Source organism: Myxococcus sp. XM-1-1-1 (genome assembly GCF_020037095.1).
Lineage (GTDB): Bacteria > Myxococcota > Myxococcia > Myxococcales > Myxococcaceae > Myxococcus > Myxococcus fulvus.
The window spans coordinates 23682-42852 of record NZ_JAIQDH010000020.1 but is presented as its reverse complement, the minus strand read 5'-3'; the positions used below and the strand labels follow the sequence as shown (position 1 = coordinate 42852).

The 19171-nt window shown below is 71.9% G+C and carries 12 protein-coding genes; 6 read left to right on the top strand and 6 right to left on the bottom strand.

What is annotated here, in order from left to right:
• Positions 1–28: 28 nt before the first annotated feature.
• Together K8640_RS31050 and K8640_RS31045 are read right to left on the bottom strand one after the other, a co-directional pair.
• Positions 29–1312: a hypothetical protein gene (locus K8640_RS31050; RefSeq protein WP_223750390.1), complete on the bottom strand. Its 1284-nt coding sequence runs from the start codon at positions 1310–1312 to the stop codon at positions 29–31.
• A 1-nt stretch (position 1313) separates the two neighbouring features.
• Positions 1314–4073 (bottom strand): TonB-dependent receptor domain-containing protein, encoded by a 2760-nt coding sequence (locus tag K8640_RS31045; protein WP_223750389.1) that lies wholly within the window; start codon positions 4071–4073, stop codon positions 1314–1316.
• A 336-nt stretch (positions 4074–4409) separates the two neighbouring features.
• On the opposite strand from K8640_RS31045, the gene K8640_RS31040 reads away from it, so the two are divergent.
• From K8640_RS31040 to K8640_RS31020, 5 genes are all read left to right on the top strand, one after another.
• Positions 4410–5519, top strand: a complete 1110-nt coding sequence (locus tag K8640_RS31040) for a GRAS family protein (RefSeq protein WP_223750388.1) — start codon at positions 4410–4412, stop codon at positions 5517–5519.
• A 31-nt stretch (positions 5520–5550) separates the two neighbouring features.
• Positions 5551–6057, top strand: coding sequence for a CinA family protein (locus K8640_RS31035; protein ID WP_223750387.1), 507 nt, complete (start codon positions 5551–5553; stop codon positions 6055–6057).
• Positions 6058–6159: 102 nt separating this feature from the next.
• Positions 6160–6558, top strand: a complete 399-nt coding sequence (locus K8640_RS31030; RefSeq protein WP_223750386.1) for an STAS/SEC14 domain-containing protein — start codon at positions 6160–6162, stop codon at positions 6556–6558.
• Between the two features lie 274 nt (positions 6559–6832).
• Positions 6833–9067, top strand: coding sequence for a M4 family metallopeptidase (locus K8640_RS31025; RefSeq protein WP_223750385.1), 2235 nt, complete (start codon positions 6833–6835; stop codon positions 9065–9067).
• Between the two features lie 102 nt (positions 9068–9169).
• Positions 9170–9571 carry a hypothetical protein gene (locus tag K8640_RS31020; RefSeq protein WP_223750384.1) on the top strand — a complete coding sequence of 134 codons (402 nt, stop codon included), beginning with the start codon at positions 9170–9172 and terminating at the stop codon, positions 9569–9571.
• On the opposite strand, the gene K8640_RS31015 is transcribed toward K8640_RS31020, so the two are convergent.
• Entirely contained in the window at positions 9538–15249 is a 5712-nt protein-coding gene (locus K8640_RS31015; RefSeq protein WP_223750383.1) for an AAA family ATPase, read from the bottom strand. The two genes, K8640_RS31020 and K8640_RS31015, sit on opposite strands and share 34 nt — an antisense overlap.
• A gap of 179 nt (positions 15250–15428) precedes the next feature.
• On the bottom strand, positions 15429–16502 hold the full coding sequence (locus K8640_RS31010; RefSeq protein WP_223750382.1) for a gamma carbonic anhydrase family protein: 1074 nt from the start codon (positions 16500–16502) through the stop codon (positions 15429–15431).
• Positions 16503–16779: 277 nt separating this feature from the next.
• On the opposite strand from K8640_RS31010, the gene K8640_RS31005 reads away from it, so the two are divergent.
• Positions 16780–18198, top strand: coding sequence for an MATE family efflux transporter (locus K8640_RS31005; RefSeq protein WP_223750381.1), 1419 nt, complete (start codon positions 16780–16782; stop codon positions 18196–18198).
• An 8-nt stretch (positions 18199–18206) separates the two neighbouring features.
• On the opposite strand, the gene K8640_RS31000 is transcribed toward K8640_RS31005, so the two are convergent.
• Together K8640_RS31000 and K8640_RS30995 are read right to left on the bottom strand one after the other, a co-directional pair.
• The gene (locus K8640_RS31000; RefSeq protein WP_141327056.1) at positions 18207–18626 is read right to left on the bottom strand and encodes a VOC family protein; all 420 of its coding nucleotides are present in this window, start codon (positions 18624–18626) and stop codon (positions 18207–18209) included.
• A gap of 46 nt (positions 18627–18672) precedes the next feature.
• Positions 18673–19086, bottom strand: a complete 414-nt coding sequence (locus tag K8640_RS30995; RefSeq protein ID WP_141327058.1) for a hypothetical protein — start codon at positions 19084–19086, stop codon at positions 18673–18675.
• Positions 19087–19171 lie beyond the last annotated feature (85 nt).

Here is a 19171-nt window from a genome sequence, read left to right as displayed (position 1 = left end):
AGCAACCTGCTCTCCAGGGCGATGGCCCCTACTCGAACACCGAGAGCTCCGAGAGCGCGGAGATGGGAATCGTCCACGAGCCTCCTCCCGCGAACACCCGCAGGCGCACGAAGCGCACCGGCACCTCCCCCGTCAGCGCCACCTCGACGAAGCGCGCCGGACGCTTCATGTCCAGCGGCCCATCCCCATAGGGGCTGTCCTCCGCCGTGTGGTCGAGCGCGGTGGAGAAGCTCGGGTCTCGTATCTCGACGTCGTCGTAGTTCTCGTACGGCGCGCTCCCCAGCGTCGCCCAGCTCCCTCCATCCAGGCTGCCCTCCACCTGGAAGAGGAGCTGGGGCGTGGCGCTCGAATGCAGCTCCACCTCCCGGATGACGGCGTGCCGGGGACGGATGGGGGCCTCCCACTGGAGCACCACCTCGTTCACGCCGGAGTCCACCTCGCCCTGCGTGGTGCGCACCTTGCGCAGCAGACCATCCGTGTACGGACACGGCTCGCCCACGGGAGCAGGCGTGCACGCGGCCCCTCGGCTCACGGGGTGCAACGTGCCCACGGGCACGGGGACACGCGGACCCCGCCACTCCACGCGGAACGACACCGAGCTGTCATTGGAGGCCAGCGGACGGAAGATCCACGTGCCCAGGCTCACCGCGCGCACCTGCGCCTCCACCCCGGCGAAGTCCTCCAGTTGATAGGGATTGGGACGCCAGGGCGCCGCCGCGTCATGGACCTCCCAGAGCCTTCCTCCCGGGCCATGCAGCTGGACCACCGGGTAGGGCGTCCACGGCTCGATTGCCACCAGGTCCGGCGAATCGCCCGACTCCCATTGCATCAACCGCCCCGAGGGCGGCAGCGGCGGCACCGGCGGCGCCGCGTCGAACGACAGCGCGAGCCCTTCCGCGCCCCGCCCCACCGTCAGGTTCGGCGCCCACGGGCGCAGGGGAGGAATCTCCACGTCGTCCTCGAAGACGAAGGACGTGTAGACGCCATGCCCCGCCTCGAGCGGCGCGGCCAGCCGGAAGCGGTACTGCGTCCGCTCGTACTCCCCCTCCTCCAGGGCGTCTCCGTGGAGCACCTCCAGCGTGACCTGGCCCCCACCCTCGCTGCGAGCCTCCGTGTAGGGCTTGAAGCCCTCGTTCTCGGGGTGCTCGTAGCTCGGCTGGCGCGTGCGCTCCAACGTCAACGCGACGTCCGGGCGCGGCGAGCCATCCAGGTGTTGCAGGAGGCCGTAGACGAAGACGGGGTCCTCCGGCTTGCGGTCGCAGCCCGTGACGAGCAGCGCGACGAGGGGCAGGCAACGAAGCAGTCGCGGCATGTCAGTAGGTCCCCTTCGCGCCGAGCAGCGGCAGGATGATGGGAAAGCGCGTGGGCTTGCGCTCGGGGCGCAGGGCCTCGTCGAAGCCGTAGTCGTACGCGAACACCTCCTGCCGCGCGGACACGTTGAGGATGTCCAGGTACGCGTCGAGCGTGAAGTCCTCCATCGCCCAGGACTTCGCCACGCGCAGGTCCACGCGGAAGAACGCGTCCAGGCGCTCGGCCTTGTCGCGGTCCTGTCGCACCCAATCCTGCGTCCCGTCCGCGTCCGTCACCAGGCGCTGCGTCAGCGTGGTGATTTCGCCGGACTCGGGGCGGCCGGTGTTGAAGTGCACCACCGTGCCCACCGTCCAGTTGTTGCCGAGCTTGTAGCTGAGCGCCGCGTTGAGCACGTGCGCCTGCTCGAAGGCGAAGGGCAGCGTGCCCTCCACCGTCTCCACCACGCGGTCATCATCCCCGTACCGGTCGAAGCGCACGCGCCGCTTGCTCTGCAGGAAGCTGTAGGAGACCCAGCCGAACCAGTCCCTCCCCAAGGGGTGTCGCGCCATCAGGTCGATGCCGTACGCATACCCGCTCGCGGACGGGTCCGGCGTGTCGAGCCCCCGGCGACGGCGGTTCTCCACCACCTGCCGCAGGTCCAGCTCCACCGTGCGGGTGAGCGGGTTGTAGAAGACGTCGCCGCTCAGCTCCAGGCCCTCCACCGCCTTCCACTCGGCGCCCACGTCGAACTGCAGGCCCTCCTGGAGCCCGTGGCGCAGGCTGGACGTGTCCACCGCGGGCAGGTGCACCAGCACCGTGGGCGTCTGGTGGAAGACACCCGCGCCGCCCTTGAGCACCAGCGCGTCCGTGAGCTGGCGCCGCACCGTGAGCCTCGGCTCCGCCACCGTGTGGTTGATGCCGGGGGACAGGTGGTAGTTGTCCACGCGCACGCCGGGCTGCACCAGCCATCCGGGCGCGGGCAGCCACGTCGCGGAGAGATACGCGCCGGAGAACAGCGCCAGCGAGGACGGGCTCTTGAGCGGGTCCGTCGTCTCGCCGGGCCGGCTGCCGGGAGGAATGCCGGTGCCCCGGATGTCCGTGGCCGCGCGCCGGTGCTCGAGGTCGCCCCCGACGGCGACCTCCAGCGTGTCGCTCAAGCTCCGCTTCCAGCCCGCGCGCGCCGCGAAGGTGAGCTGTTCGAGCGCGTACTCACCGACGTCCTGGTAGTCGATGGCGCCGCTCGCCGTGCGGAAGGACTCCTGGCCGGTGAACCCCAGCGCATCCGTGCCGAAGGTGAAGCCCACCTCCGCGTCGCCGCCCGCGAGCGGGTGCGTGCCGCGCAAATCCACGCGGTGGAAGCGCGAGACGATGCGGCCGCCCGTCATGCCCACCCAGTCGAGCGAGGGCGAGGAGCCCACGTCGTCCGAGCTGCCCAGCGCGAACAGCCGCAGCCGCCCCTGGCCCACCTTCTGCTCGACGCGCGCCTGGTAGTCCCAGAAGTCGGCGTGGAGCTTCTCCGTCTCCGCCGAGCTGAGCAGCTTGGAGCCCAGCGTCATCAACAGCGCCGAATAGCTGAGGCGCCCCGCGACGCTGACGGAGGTGCCGGTGCTCTCGAACGGGTACTCGATGAAGCCGCCGGCGTTGATGGGGTCCACCGAGGCGGTGACGTGCAGCCGGTCCTCGCGCGGACGGCTCAGCCGTCCATCCACCGCGCCGCCCAGCAGCCGGCCGTACTGCACCGGCGGCGTGCCCGGGAAGAAGTCCACGGTGTCGATGAAGTCCGGGTGGAGCACCGCCGGCCCGAGCATCAGGTGGTACAGCATGGGGATGCGCACGCCGTCGAGGAAGAAGCCCGTGGCCGCGGGCTGGCTGCCGCGCACCACCGGGTAGCTGATGCCCGAGGCGAGGCTGCCCACGCCGGGCATCAACATCACCACGCGGAACGGGTCTCCCAACGTGCCGGGCACCTCGCGAAGCTCCTGCTCGTGCAGCGTGATTCGCGTCACCTCCGTGCGCGGGCGCTCGTCGCGCACCACCGTCTCGTACGGATTCACGCGGCCGGGCTGCAGCCGGTAGATGACCTGGAGCGCCTGCCCCTCCGACAGCGTCTCCTCGAACGTGCCCGGTTGATGTCCCGGCGCGCGCACCTCCACGCGGTGGACGCCGGGCGGCAGCGCCAGCGTGAAGCGCCCGTCCGCGTCCACCGCGCCCGAGGGCTCGGTGGCGCCGTCGACGAAGAGCGTGGCGTCCGCGAGGGGACGGCGCGTGCCCCGGGCCCGCACCTCTCCGGAGAGGCTCGCGGTGGAGCGGGGCACGGGTGCGGGCGGCTCGAAGCGATAGACGAAGGGCAGCCGCACCGCCACCGGCGCGCCGGCGAGCACCGCGGGCGTGAAGCGCAGCCCCGCCGCGGCCTGGCGCGCGGCCTCGGTGAGCCGGGGCTCCTGGGGCGCGGCCACGACCTTCACCTCGGCCACCGCGCCCTCCACGTCCACCAGGAGCTCCAGCGTCACCTCGCCCGGCGTGCCCTCCAGCCCCTCGGGCCACGCGGCCGGGGAGGGCGTGACGAGCGTGGGCGGCTGGAGTCGGGCCTCGCGGCCATCCTCGGTGACACCCAAGCGCTCCGCGTCGTCGGCGGAGAGCACGGTGCCGCCGTCGCTGGCCTGGAGCTGGACCTCGATGGCGCGCGCGTCCGACGCGGGCGAGGGGACACCCTGGGCGTGCGCGAGGACGGACAGCGTGGTGAGGACGAGCAGCGGGAGGAAGACACCGCGTCTGGAACGCATGAGGCCCCCTTCAACACCCGATGACCGCGGAACTGTCACTCCGGCGAGTCCTCAGGTGGGCGCAGCCTCGCCCCGTCCCTCCGGCGCGTCGAATGGTTTGTTCGATTACGCGGGAAGTCATGCATCCCGCGTGCGGTGGGTCCCTCACGGCGAGTCCTGGTCGCCGGGTACGAGTCCGTCGTCGTCCCGAGGACGGCCGGGGCGCACGTTCGTGCGTCCGCGTGTGTGGCAACTCACGGAGGAAGGGCGCGGGCGTGGGGCGCGGGTGGAGGGCCCGGGAGGGCACCATTACCGTTGAGTCCACGCGGGGCTTCTCGTGGGGAAGGAGTCGGGGCGATGCGCGCGCAGAAGGAGCAGCTGCTCTTCCAGGCGATGGAGCAGGGCCTGTCGGGACGCGTCGACGAGGCCACGGCGTCGCTGGGGGCGCTGGAGTCGATGCTGGACGTGGACGCGGTGCCCGAGGACCTGGGCTACCAGCTCTTCGCCACCGCCGTGAGGCATCGCCTGGCGGGCGCGGGTGCGGGGAGCCGCAATCCCTATCTGCACCCCGACGCGAGCGAGCGGCAGATTGATTTGTTCCGCTCGCTGATGGCCCACATGCCGCTGGCGTCCACGGCCGACGCGCTGGCGAACGCGGTGCTGGAGTCGCTGCTGGGGGGCCAGGAGGAGGCCACGCTGGTGGACGTGGGCATCGGCCAGGGACGGCAGGCCGTGCGGCTGTTGCAATCCCTGTCACGACGCGGCGCCCTGCCAGGGCGGCTGACGCTGGTGGGCGTGGACCCGAGCGGGGCGAGCCTCGCGCAGGCGGAAGCCACGACCGCGCGCGTGGCCCGTGAGGTGGGCGCGAGCGTGTGCTTCATCGGCGTGGAGTCCCCGGTGGAGGCGCTGAGCGAGGCGACGTGGGCCCGGCTGCGCGCATTGCCGGGACCCCGGGTGGTGAACGCGGCGTTCGCCCTGCACCACGTGGCGGAGGCGCCGGACAGCCAGGGCCCGGCCCGGGACGCGGTGCTGCGGCAGCTGCGCGCGCTGGAGCCCGTGGCGCTGGTGATGTGCGAGCCGAACACGGACCACTTCCAGGCCGCGCCCCTGGAGCGCTTCGGCCACGCGTGGCGGCACTTCACGCACGTCTTCCAGTTGCTGGACTCCCTGGGCGTGCCGGGCGAGGAGCGCGCCGCCATCAAGCGCTTCTTCGGGCGCGAGGTGGAGGACGTGGTGGGCACCGTGGACGAGTCGGCCCGCTGCGAGCGCCACGAGACGGCGCGCATGTGGATGGCGCGGCTGTCGCGCGCGGGCTTCGAGCCCCTGGAGCTGCTCGAGCACCTGGGCCCCGACGGCGTGCACCCGGCGCTGACGCTGGAGCGCGAGCCGGGCGTGGTGGGCCTGCGCTGGAGGGACGAGGTGCTGGTGGCGGTGCTGGCCGTGAAACCCGCGCCTGCCCGGAGTTGAGGCCCGCGGCCCTCCGCGCGAGGATGGCGCGGTGACGCCGCGAAACGACGGACAGGAGCAGTCGCTGGAGGAGCGCGTGCTGGAGCGCTGCCGGAGCGCGGGCGTGCGGCTGGTGCTGGTGGAGGCGTGCACCGGCGGGCTCTTGTGCGGGCGGCTGACGCAGGTGCCCGGGGCCTCGGCGGTGGTGGAGCGCGGCTTCGTGCCGTACTCCCACGAGTCCAAGGTCGAACAGCTCGGCGTCCCGCTCGAGCTGCTCCAGGCGCATGGCTCGGTGAGCGCCGAGGCGGCGGAGGCCCTGGCGCGCGGGGCGCTGGAGCGCTCGCGCGCGGACTGGGCCCTCGCGGAGACAGGCATCGCGGGCCCCGGAGGGGGCACGCCGCACAAGCCCGTGGGCCTGGCCTTCATCGCGGTGATGCGGCGGGGCGGAGCGGCGGCGGTGGAGCGCCACGTCTTCGCCGGGGGCCGGGCCCAGGTGCGCGACGCCGTGGCCCGCCGCGCCTTCGCGCTGTTGATCGAGCGGCTGAGCGTCGAATCCTGAACCGGACATCCACCCCGCACTCCCGGGTGTCTGGGCTCGCCACCAGCGGGCTCCTACGCTGTGGGGGCGCGCGACGCGCGTGCTGGTGGCGAAGGAGCCCGGGTGTTCCGAATCGACGTCGACAATGCGCACGCCATCGTGGGCTTCGTCCTGGAGGGCTACATCCGGGTGCCGGAGATGGAGGCCTTCGTGACGGAGCTGGAGCGGGCCACCGACTCGCTCGCCGGCCAGGACATCAAAATCCTGGCGGACCTGCGCGCCTTCCGCCCCGCCTCGCCCGAGGCCGCCAACATGATTCGCCGTGTGCAGGAGTACGGCCTGCGCTCGGGCGTGGTGCGCGTGGCGGAGCTGGTGGAGAGCGAAATCGTCGCCCTCCAGCTCAACCGCGTGGCCCAGAACAGCCGCACGGACCGCATCCTGCGCCGCTTCTGGGAGGAGTCTGCCGCGCGCCTCTGGCTCATCCAGGGGGATGCGACCGAGCCGCCCCAGCCGCGCCCGTGAGCCGCGCGAAGTCAATGCCTCTCAAACCCCGTTGAATCCCTGACGCTGACAGACGTGTTTTCAGGCGGGCTCGACTTCTACCGCCAGACACGCTCTTTCGAGCCGTTGTCCTACCCTTGTGCTGGCCATTTCTCGTCGCGCGAGGATTCACACGTAAAGCAAATTGACGTGTCTGGGTTGGAAATATATCGAAACATGAATAATGGCTTTTACGTTTGAAATCGTGATTCCAGGTGTGTCACGAATAAATGGCCTTTTACCGGAGGTCTTGCGTTTGGCTCATCGAGTCCTGAAGACGATTGGCGTGGCCTGCTTGGGTGTTGCGCTCACCGCGTGTGGCACCACGGAGTCCGCGCCGGACGAGGCGAAGGCGCCCGAGGTGAAGGCGGGGTCGGACATCCAGCAGTCGCTCAAGAAGCTGCCGAGCGCGGGCGTGGCGGGGGCGCACACGGACGGCGTGCCCGACACGCTGGTGGGTGAGCTGGGCAAGGTGGAGCGCACGCTGTCGGCGCTGGGCGTGGGCCAGGCGGCGTTCGCGGCGGCCCCGGCGCTGACGGACATCGCCCCGGTGTTCCGCCTGCGCGCCGACGACCTGTTCCTGCAGCGCGCGCGCACGGACAACCAGGGCAACCAGCACCTGCGCTATCGCCAGACGAAGAACGGCCTGGAGGTGGTGGGCGGTGAGCTGATGCTGCACGTGCGCCCCGACGGCAACGTGTACGCGGCCAACAGCTCCGCCCGTGACGGCGTGGACCTGCCCGCCACGCCCCGCGTGGACGCCGCCGCCGCCGCGAGCGCCGCGGCCCGTGCCACCGCCGGCACCGGCATCGCCTCCGAGGGCCAGCCCCGGCTGGTCTACGTGCGTGACGACGCGGGCACGCTGTTCCTCGCCTGGCACGTGCGCGTGACGGGCACCCAGCCCTCCGGCATCCCCCTGGTGGACAACGTCTATGTCGACGCGCTCGGCAAGGCGGGCGTCGTGGCGCGCCACCCGCTCATCCACACCGCCCGCAACCGCGCGGTGTACACGGCCAACAACGGCACCACGCTGCCGGGCACCCTGCGCCGCGGCGAGCTGGGCGCGGTCACCAACGACGCACACGTGGACCAGAACCACACGCAGCTGGGCTACACGTACGACTGCTACCAGACGCTGTTCGGCCGCGACTCGTTCGACAACGCGGGCGCGGAGCTGCGCAGCACCGTCCACTACAGCAGCAACTACGTGAACGCCTTCTGGAACGGCAGCCAGATGGTGTACGGCGACGGCGACGGCGTGAACTCCATCGAGCTGGGCAAGGACCCGGACGTCACGGTGCACGAGCTGACGCACGCGGTGACGGAGCGCGAGTCCAACCTCATCTACTCCGGCCAGTCCGGCGGTCTGAACGAGGCGCTGTCGGACACCTTCGCCGCCATCTGCCAGAGCTGGGCGTCCGGCACCTGGAGCACCGCGCCCGCCATCTGGATGATTGGCGAGCAGGTGTGGACGCCGAACACGCAGAACGACGCCCTGCGCTACATGGATGACCCGAGGAAGGACGGCGTCTCGCTGGACCACCTCGACAGCTACACGTCCAGCACCGACGTGCACTACAGCTCGGGCATCCCCAACCTGGCCTTCGCGCTGCTCGCCAAGGGCGGCACGCACCCGCGCGGCCGCACCACCATCAACGTGCCGGCCATCGGCGTCGAGACGGCCGCGCGCATCTGGTACAAGGCCAACACGGACATCTTCACGGAGGGCACCACGTTCCTCCAGGCGAAGACGTGGACCATCCAGGCCGCCGCCGACCTCAACTACAGCCAGGCCATCCAGGACGCGGTGAAGGCGGCCTGGGAGGCGGTGGGGGTCAACGGCGTGTGGACGCCGCCGGTCTCCATCCCGCTGACCAACGGTACGCCCGTGACGGGCATCTCCGGCACGCTGGGCAACGAGAAGTACTACTCGCTGGTGGTTCCGGCGGGGACCACCAAGGTGGTGTTCACCACCACGGGCAGCTCGGGTGACCTGGACCTGTACGTGGGCCGCGGCACCCAGCCGACCACGTCCAGCTACCTGTGCAGCTCCGCGGGCAGCAGCAGCACGGAGACGTGCACCCTCAACAACCCGACGGCGGGCACCTACCACGTCCTGCTCTACGCGTACTCGGCCTACTCCAACGTGACGCTGACGGGCACGGCGAGCGCCACCGTGGGCAACGTGCTGCAGAACAACGTGCCGGTGACGGGCCTGTCCGCCGCCACCAGCGCCAGCGTGAACTACACGATGGACGTGCCGGCCAACACCCGCGTGACGTTCGCCACCAGCGGCGGCACGGGTGACGCGGACCTGTACGTCCGCTTCGGCTCGGCCCCCGGCACGGGCTCCGGCACCTACGACTGCCGCCCGTACCTGGGTGGCAACGCGGAGACCTGCCAGCTGACGAACACCACGGCGGGCAAGTACTACGTGATGGTGCGCGCCTACTCGGCCTTCACGGGCGTGACGCTGAAGGGCTCCTACTAGCTCCAGGAGCTTCGAGGTTCGGGGTTGGACGGCGACACCCGGGGGGCCATCATGGGCCTCCCGGGTGTTGCTTTTTCCCGGGGCACGCAAGGGAGCATGCGGATGGCACGTGACAGCGCGGCGAAGCCGGGTGGCACCTCGTGGGGCCGGTACGGCTGCGGCGTGTCGCTGCTGGTGTTCGTGCTCGTGCCGGGACTGGTGCTGTTCTTCTCCTGGCTGAGCGCGCGCGTCCTGACGCCGCGCAGGGAGCGGCAGGTGCAGGCGCGCGTCGCGGGGTTCTGCGGCGAGGTGAAGGCGGGCGAGCTGCCCGAGGACGCGCTGGAGCGCTCGCGCTCGCTGGGCTACCCCGTCCGGCTGGAGGGCTCCGTCGCGAAGCGGCTGCGCATCCTCCGCTTCGACGCGCCGGTGAGCCAGATGCTGGGCTGCGAGCTGCACACGGACGCCGCGGGCCGGGTCAGCGCCACGAAGCCCTATGTCATCTCGATGGAGTACGAGGACTTCTGAGCCTCGGGGTCGGTCGGCAGCTCGACGGTGAAGGTGCTGCCCTCGCCGGGGGTGCTCTCCACGTGGATGGAGCCCCCGAGCGCGGTGAGGATTTCGCGCACCAGGTGCAGCCCCAGGCCCAGGCCGCCGTAGGCGCGCACGGAGACGGCGCGCTCGAAGCGCTCGAAGATGTCGGCGAGCCGGTCCTCCGCGATGCCGATGCCCTGGTCCGTCACGCTCACGCGCACCCGCCCGTCGTCCTCCCACGCGCGCAGGGTGATGGGCTTGCCCGGGCCGAACTTGAGCGCGTTGGACAGCAGGTGCACCAGCACCTGCCCCAGCCGCGCGCCGTCCCAGTTCCCCCACAGCGGACCGTCGATGTGCAGCTCCAGCGCGCAGCCGGCGCGCTCCAGCGGCTCGGCGAGCCTGCTGGCCGCGTGGCGGATGAGGTCCGCCAGGTCCACGCGCGACAGGCGCAGGTCCATGCGCCCGGCCTGGAGCCGTGAGATGTCGAGCATCTCCTCCACCAGCGTGGCCAGCTTCAGCGTCTGGCCGTCCAGCGTGCGCAGCGCGCGCACGGCGTGGGGCGGCAGCCCGGGCGGCGTGTGGCGCAGGAGCGTCTGCACCATGAGGCGCAGCGAGGTGAGCGGCGTGTTGAGCTCGTGGGAGGCCACGCTGAGGAACTCGTCGCGCAGGCGCACGGCGTCCTGGGCCTCGCGGTAGAGGCGGGCGTTGTCCAGGCAGACGGCCACGCGGCGCGACAGCTCCTGGGCGAGCCCCAGGTCCGCCTCCGTGTAGCGCCTTCCGGGCGCGCCGGAGACGAAGGTGGCGACGCCCAGCGTCTTGCCTCCGGCGATGAGCGGCACGTGCATGGCGGCGCGTGAGCCGATGTCGCGCAGGGTGTCGATGTACTCCTGGCCATGGCCATGCTCGCGCAGGATGAAGTCGGGGACGTCCTCGCGCAGGAAGGGCTGGCCGGTGCGCAGCGCGTGGACGAGGGCGGGCGGGGACGTCCAGTCCACCGGGTACCGCTCCAGCATCTGCTTCAGCCGCGCCTCCTTGCGCGCGTCCACGTGCGTCGCCGACAGCACCCTCAGGTGCTCGCCGCGCTCGACGACGGTGACGATGCACCAGTCCGCCAGGAAGGGCACCACGCGCCGCATGGCGTTGCCCAGCATCACCTCCACGTCCAGCGACTCGGCCAGGGCCAGCCCCGTGTCCGCCAGGAAGCGCACGGCCCGCTCCGCGCGGCGGCGCTCCTGCACCTCCACGTGGAGCTGCTCGAACAGGCGGCTGTTCTCCAGCGAGATGGCGATCTGCGACGACAGCGTGCGCAGCACGCCCACGCGCTCCGGGGTGAAGGCGCGCGTGGCCAGGTCGTTCTCCAGGTAGAGCACGCCCACCGTGTTGCCGTGGCGCTGGATGGGCACGACGAGCGCGGACTTCACCGCGCGGCGGACCACGTAGGCGTCCCCCACGAAGCGGCCCTGGTGCGCGGCGTCGGCCAGCACCAGCGTCTCACCGGTGTGGAAGGCGTGCTCCACCAACGTCACCGGCACCTGGGGGCTCGACTCCAGCGGGGTGCGCTCCAGGCTGACGGGCTCGGAGCTGGCGCCCATGGCGCAGACCTGGAGGCTGCCGCCCTCGTCCAGCACCAGCGCCCCGCGCGTGGCCCCCGCCGCCTCGAAGCACACCGCCATCAGCTTCTCGAGCAGCCGGTCCAGCACCACCTCGCTCACCAGCGTCTCGGAGGCCTTGAGCAGGGTGAGCAGGTCCAGCGAGGCCCCCGGCGGCGTGGGGCCCGTCGTGATGGCGCCGGGCTCCGTCCAGGGCCGGTCCAGCCGCGTCGCCAGCTCCGGGAACTCCTCCTCCAGCTGCGCCACCTTCGCCTGCGCGCCCCAGCGCACGTAGCAGTCCAGCGCCGCGCGCAGGTACAGCGGCACCAGTCGCCGGTGGCCCTGCTGCTGGTGGAACCGCCCCGCCAGCTCGTGGGCCAGGGCCTCGTCCTGGAGGAAGCCCTCGGTGTGCGCGCCGTCGATGGCGCTGTCGTACAGCCGCATCGCCTCCAGCGCCCGGTCCTCCAGCCGCGCCACCTCCGCCGCCACCAGCTGGTGCTTGTGGCGGAAGTTCTCCGGGCACGTCCGGGCCCACGCCTCCAGCCTGCGCTGGTTGGCCTCCACGTGGGACAGCAGGGCCTCCTTCTCCAGCGGTGTCCGCGACGCGCGCGCCAGGAGCGTCAGCGAGGTGAGCACGTTGAAGTCCACGTTGCGGAAGAAGCCCTGCGTGTAGTGCACGTAGGGCAGGGCCTCGCGCGACATGCGCAGCGCCTCGTCGAGGTCGCCCATCACGTAGGCGACGAACAGCTTCATCATCGCGAGCAGGTAGAGGTTGGTCTGCTCCACCCGGTCCGACGCGAGGTAGGCGCTCTCGTCGAAGTCGTCGTCGTCCAGCCGCGCCGGCGTGCGCGTGCGGCCCTGGAGCGCGCGGATGGCCTGACGGTAGAGCAGGGACACGTCCACCATGCCCTGCACGTTGGCGCGCCGGGAGTAGGAGAGCGCGGTGTCGATGGAGCCGAGGATGCGCACCAGCTCGGTGCCCATCGCCAGCTCCGTGGAGACGACGGTGGTGAGCGCGTAGCTGGTGAACTGCAGGTCACCGCTGGCCAGCCCCGTCGTCACCGCCCGGCGCAGCAGGGACAGGCTGGTGCGCAGGGGCGCGCGCCAATGGTTGACGTTGAGCGTGAGGCTGATGAGCGCCCGGCACTCCTGCCTGGCGTCGCCCAGCTTGCGCGCGAGCGCCACGCCCAGGTGTCCGTAGGCCTGGGCCTCCTCCACCTCGCCCCGGCTCGCCAGCAGCATGCCCTGCACGGCGTACACGGCCGGGGCCCAGCGCGAGCTGCCATGCTCCAGCGTGAGCGCCAGCGCCAGCGTGTTGAGCCAGGCGAACAGGTCCGGGTCCACGAAGAAGGCGGGCGTGACGAGCTCCGACAGCAGCTGCACGCAGGCCAGGTGCGCGCTGTCCGTCATCATCGGCGCGTCCAGCAGCGCCTCCACCCGGCGCCCGTCCAGGTGCCGGCGCACGCGCGCCTGTCCCTCGGCGAGCGCCTCCGTGTAGCCGTGCTCGGGCAGCTCCACGCCGAACAGGCGCAGCCCCTCGCGGCCCGCGGCGAGCGCCTCCGGGTAGCTGCCCGTCATGAGGTTCGCGAGCACCTGGAGCACGTACAGGTCCGCCTTCTGCGTCGCGGACGCGGCGTGCGTGTGCGCGGTGTGCAGCAGCTCCTCCGCCAGCCTCCCGTTGCCGGAGAGGTACGCGCACTCTGCGGCCTCCCGGTGCACCTGGAAGAGCCGGGCCTGTCGCCGAAGTCCCCCGTCCGCGGGCAGCAGCGACAGGCCGCGGGTGAAGTACACCAGCGCCGCGCCGAAGGCGGAGGCCCCCTTGGCCTTGAAGCCCGCGCGGAAGAACAGCTCCGCCAGCTGCTCGCGCTCCTCTCCGTCGCTCAGCTGGCCGAGGCCCCGGTACAGGTGGTCCACCACCGCGAACAGGCGCTCCTCCAGCGCCTCGCCCCTCGCGCCGTGCCACAGCTTGCGTCCCACGGCCAGGTGCAGCGCCTGACGCTGGTCCTCGGTGAGCAGCGAGTACGCCGCCTGTCGGACGCGGTCGTGCGCGAAGCGGTAGGTGGCCTCGCGCCGAGCGCCGTCCGTCGTCGCCGGCGCGCGCGCGGGCTCGCTCTCGGGGACGAGCAGCCCTTCTCGCAGGAGGCTCCACAGCGCGGAGGCCGCGTCCTGCTCGTCCTCGTCGACGAGCGACGACAGGAGCCCCAGCTCCACCTGGTCCCCCAGGCACGCGGCCACCTCCAGCACGTACTGGGTGCGCTCGGGCAGGCGGCGGATGGCGGCGAGCAGCAGCTCCACCACGTTCTCCGTCACCTCCACCCGGGACAGCCGCTCCAGCTCCCAGGTCCACGTGCCGCGCTCCCAGTCGAAGCGCAGGAGCCCGGACGCGTGCAGCAGGCGCAACAGCCGCGTGAGGAAGAGCGGGTTGCCCGCCGTCTTGCCCGCGAGCAGCCGGGCCAGGGGCGCCACCCGCGCGGGCTCCAGCTGGAAGGTGTCCGCGCACAGCGCGGTGATGGCGCCGACCTCCAGCGGCGCCAGCTCGAAGTCCTGGACCGGCAGCGTGTCCTGCTCCGCGAGCACGTCGAGCAGGCGCGACAGCGGGTGTCCGGGGCCCACCTCCTGCGGTCGCCACGCGCCGATGAAGAGGACGTGTCGCGAGCCCGGGTCCGTGCACAGGCTCTCCAGCAGGTGGAGCGAGCCGGGGTCCGCCCACTGCAGGTCATCCAGGAACAGGATGAGCGCGTGCCGGGGCGTGGCCAGCGACTGCACGAAGGACTGGAAGAGCAGGTGGAAGCGCGCGGCGGCCTCCACCGGTCCCAGCGCGGGCGGCACCGGCTGCGGCCCGAGCAGCACCTCCAGCGCGGGCACCACGTCGGTGATGACACGCGCGTGCGGCCCCAGCGCGCCCAACAGGCGCTCGCGCCAGAAGTCGCGCGACGGGGGCGACTCCTCCAGCAGCTCGCGCATCAGCCCCTGGAACGCCTGCACGAAGGCGGCATAGGGCACGGTGCCCTGCAGCTGGTTGAACTTGCCGGTGAGCAGCCGGTCTCCAGGGAGCGCGTCGCGCGCCAGCTCGTGCACCAGCGCGGACTTGCCGATGCCCGCCGCGCCCGACAGCAGCACCAGCTCGCTTCCGCCCCGGCGCACGCGCTCGCGGGCCGCGCGCAGCGCCTGCTGCTCGGGCTCGCGGCCGTACAGGCGCTCCGGGAGCGACAGCTGGTGGGCCAGGTCCAGCCGCCCCAGCGTGAAGTCCCCGTCGTTCTGACGCCGGCTGGCCTCGAGCAGGTCCGACAGGAGCGAGTCGGCGCCCTGGTAGCGCTCCTCCGGCATCTTCGCGAGCAGCTTGAGGACGATGTCCGAGACGATGCGCGGCACGGCGGGGTTGACGAAGGCGGGCGGCACGGGCGCGCGGGCCAGGTGCGCGTGCACCAGCTCCACCGGGTCCGGGGAGGTGAACGGCGGCAGCCCCGTGAGCAGCTCGTAGAAGGTGGCGCCCAGCGAGTACAGGTCCGCGCGGTGGTCGATGGGCCGGTTCATCCGTCCCGTCTGCTCCGGGGCGACGTACGGCAGGGCCCACTGCAGCTCGCCGGGCAGCTCCCCGCTGGGGGCGATGCCCGAGACGCGCGTGGCCAGGTCCAGGTCGATGAGCGTCAGGTGCGTGCCGTCGGCGCTCATCACCAGGTTGGTGGGGTTGAGGTCGCGGTGGATGACGTGCTGCTCGTGCAGGCGGGTGAGGATGCCGGTGAGCTGGAGCGCCAGCGCCATGAAGCGCTCCAGGTCCACGGGCTTGCGGCGCAGCCACTCCTGCAGGTTGTGCGGCCCCGCGTCCTCCAGCACCAGCGCGGGCGGGTGCGAGGGCGCGTCCTCCAGCGACACGACCCGCGCGAGGTCGGGCACGGTGTCGCGCAGCCCGGTGAGCAGCGCGTGCTCGTGGCGCAGCATGGGCGCGCTGCCGGCGGCGAGCGGCCCCTGGCGGACCTGCTTGATGATGAGGGGCCGGCCATCGCGTGCCCAGGTGCGGAACACGACGTACCGGCGTCCCCGATGGATTTCCTGAAGGCCTTCGGTGCCCGGCGCCTGCCACATCGTTCGTCCCCGCCGCGAGGCGAGGTCCTCCGTCCGTCCCCCAGGCGCGCGGACGTTTCCACGCGCGGGCGGGCCCGTTCCCTCAGGATTTGGACGAAGGCGCCCCTCGGCACGCGGGAGCGCAGTCGACAGCGGGCAGCGGGGCGGGGCCTCGCGGCATGCCCGGGCGACGAGCGGCTTCAGCTGACGCGGCGCAGCTCCGGCAGGTCCTCCGGCTTGAGCGCCCAGGGCGGCGTCGCGGGCAGCGCGGACAAGAAGCCCGTCTGCACCGCGGGGAAGCCATCCACCTGGGCCGCGTCCGGGAAGAGCGAGCCGGGGCGCACCATGCTGCCCGCGCCGACCAGGCAGCCTCGCCCCAGCCGGCTGCGGTCGCAGAGGATGGCGCCCGCCTCCACCACGGTGCCCGCGCCCACGAAGCAGCCGTGCACCAGGCAGCCCGGTCCGATGATGGCCCCATCCTCCACCACCAGCGTGCCCCCCGGTTGCAGCTGCACCACGGCGTTGGCGTGGATGCGCACGCCCGCGCCGATGCGCAGCGGCGCGTGGGACTCGCCGATGATGCGCACGCCGGGGCCGATGATGGCGCCGGGGCCGATGAGCACGTCGCCCGTCACCTCGGCGGAGGAGAACAGGGTGGCGGTGGGGTGGACGAGCGGGTGCTTGTCTCGGAGGGAGTAGAGCTGTCCCATGGGTGCATCCTCGGCGCGGTCTCTGGCGAAGAAAGGGGTGAGGGGTTGTTGGGGAAGGGTGAGTGAGCCGCCGCGCGAGGCGCGCAGCCGCTCCAGGTCGCCGGTGTCCACGCGCCGCACGACGCGCGCGGGCCGGCCGACGACGACGGAATCCGAGGGCACCCACATGCCGGAGGGCACCAGCGCCCCATCCGCCACCAGGCAGCGGTCGCCCAGCCGGGCGTCCGGTTGGAGGATGGCCCCCGGGCCCACGTCGCACAGGTGGCCCACCGACGCGCCGAGCACCAGGCTGCGCGGGCCCAGCGTCGTCTTCTCGCCCACCACCACGGGATGACGCGCGGTGCCCACGACGGTGGTGTTCTCCCTCAGCGTGGAGCCCGCGCCCAGTTGAACCGCGCCCTCCGGAGAGCAGACCACCGCGCCCTGCGCGAGGTGGACTCCGGGTCCCAGGTGCACGCGCCCCAGCACGCGCGCACTGCTGGCCAGACGGAAGTGCGCGGTGCCCGGACTGGGGACTGACGGGAACAGCGAACGAGAGAAGCTCGGCATCATGAGTGGGCGCAAGCTACACCTCGCCTCGGCGATGAAGGACCGCCCGGAGGCGCTGGAGTGGTGTCGGAGGTGCAACGGCGAACAGCGCGTAACCCGGCCCCGGGTCTGGGGTGGGTGACGGCCATCCACGCCCGCCCGGGCGCGGAGGACAAGGCCGAGCGTGCGCACCCGCCCCGCCGCGAGGCGCCGTGCGGGTCAGCCGGCCGCGCGCCGCGGCGTCCTGGACGCCGTCGCCCCTTCCTGACAGAAGGGCCCGAGGCTCGGCGGGGCGGTCCAGGAGGCAGCACACATGTCGCAGGTGGAGGGGCGGGAGTCCGTGCCGCGAGAGGGGTTCTGGGCGTCGCTGAAGGAGGCCATGCACGGCACGGAGAAGGACCTCACGGGGCTGCCCGTGAAGCGCGCCATCTTCCTGCTCGCGGTCCCCATGGTGCTGGAGATGGTGATGGAGTCCATCTTCGCGGTGGTGGACGTCTTCTTCGTCGGGCGGCTGGGCGCGGATGCGGTGGCCACGGTGGGGCTGACGGAGTCGTTGCTCACCATCATCTACGCGGCGGCCGCGGGGCTGAGCATCGGCGCCACCGCGCTGGTGTCGCGGCGCATCGGTGAGAAGAACCCGGAGCAGGCCGCGCGCACGGCGGTGCAGGCGATTGGCCTGGGCGTGTTCCTGGCCATCCCCCTGGCGGTGGGCGGCGTGGTGTTCTCGCGCTCCCTGCTGGAGCTGATGGGCGGCGAGCCGTGGGTGCTGGAGCACGGCGTGCGCTACACGCAGGTGATGCTCGGCGGCATGGGCACGGTGCTCCTGCTGTTCCTCATCAACGCCATCTTCCGGGGCGCGGGGGACGCGGCCATCGCCATGCGGGTGCTGTGGCTGGCCAACGCCATCAACATCGTCCTGGCGCCGATGCTCATCTTCGGCGTGGGCCCCTTCCCGGAGCTGGGCGTCATGGGCGCGGCGGTGGCCACCACGTTCGGCCGGGGCTGCGGCGTGGTGTACCAAATCTACCGGCTGGCCCGGGGGAGCGGGCGGCTGCGCGTGCGCTGGGAGCACGTGCGGCTGGAAGTGGGCACCATGCTCTCCATGCTGCGGCTGTCGGGCGCGGGCACGGCGCAGTCGCTGGTGAACACCACGAGCTGGGTGGTGCTGGCGCGCATCGTCTCCACCTTCGGCAGCCAGGCGGTGGCGGGCTACACCATCGCGATGCGCATCGTGCTCTTCGCGCTGCTCCCCTCGTGGGGCCTGGCCAACGCGGCGGCGACGATGGTGGGCCAGAGCCTGGGCGCGCGTCAGCCGGAGCGCGGCGAGCAGGCCGTGTGGACGGCGGGGCGCATCAACGCCGTGTTCCTGGGCTCGTTGGGGGTGTTGTTCGTCGCCTTCGCCCAGCCGCTGGTGGGCGCCTTCTCCCCGGACCCGGTGGTGGTGGACCACGGCTCGCACGCGCTGCGCATCATCAGCGGAGGCTTCCTCTTCTACGCCTTCGGCATGGTGCTGACGCAGTCGTTCAACGGCGCGGGGGACACCACCACGCCCACGCTCATCAACGTGTTCTGCTTCTGGATTCTGGAGCTGCCCCTGGCGTGGGTGCTGTCGGGGCCCCTGAAGATGGGGCCCTCGGGCGTGTTCCTCTCGCTCACCGTGGCCTTCTCCGTGCTGGCGGTGCTCGCGGCCCTCCTCTTCCGCAGAGGGCGCTGGAAGCTGCGCCAGGTGTAGGCGCCACGTCAGACGCCGTGCGCGCCGCCCGCGGACTCGTCCCAGAAGGACGCCTCAATCTTGTGGCCGTCCAGGTCCTTCACGAAGCAGCCGTAGTAGGGCGCGCCGTACTGCGGACGGGGCCCGGGGGCGCCGTCGTCGGTGGCGCCCGCCGCGAGCGCGGCCTGGTGGAAGGCGTGCACGGCCTCCTTCGATGCGGCGATGAAGCCGAAGTGGGTGCCATTGCCGACGTTGGCGCGCTGCCCGTCGATGGGGGCCTGCACCCAGAACTCGGGGAACTGCTTGCCGTAGGCCACGGCGTTGGGGAAGTCGAGCACCCGCTTGCAGCCGAGGGTGCCGAGGACGGCGTCGTAGAAGGCCACGGCCTTCGCGAAGTCGTTCGTGCCGAGGGAGACGTGGGAGAGGATGCTCGGGTTCGAGTCGCTCATGGGTGCGGCTTTAACCCGGCCCGAGCCTCCTCGCGCGCCCAATCGCTCAGGGGCAGTAGGGGCAGGACGGCATGCCCGGGTTGTCCGCCTCGAACTGGGCGTACACGCGGCAGTTGTCGTCGCGCCGCGACGTCTGGCCCTGGCAGCCGTAGTGGTACGCGGCCTGGCAGAAGGAGGAGGACTGCGGGTCGGCCGAGGGGCCCGAGTACGGGCTGTTGCACGCGCTCGACGTACCGCCGCACTCGTCCGCGTCGTCCTTCAGCTCCGAGTAGGAGCAGGAGCTGCCCTCGCCATACGCGGAGCAGGTGCTGTCGGACGGACACCACTTGCAGGCGTTGGCGACGTACTCACTGGCGCAGCCGCCACAGGTGGAGATCTCGGTACAGACGTCGTCCTCGAAGCAGGCGGTGAGTCCGAGGCACGACACGAGGAGCGCGAGCAGGGCGATGGGGCGAAACACGAGGACTCCGGGAGTCGGGGGTGACGCTGGGAGTCTCCCCGGAGCGGTTCGTCCCGGGCAATGAGTCCGAAAACATCCAGGTGCC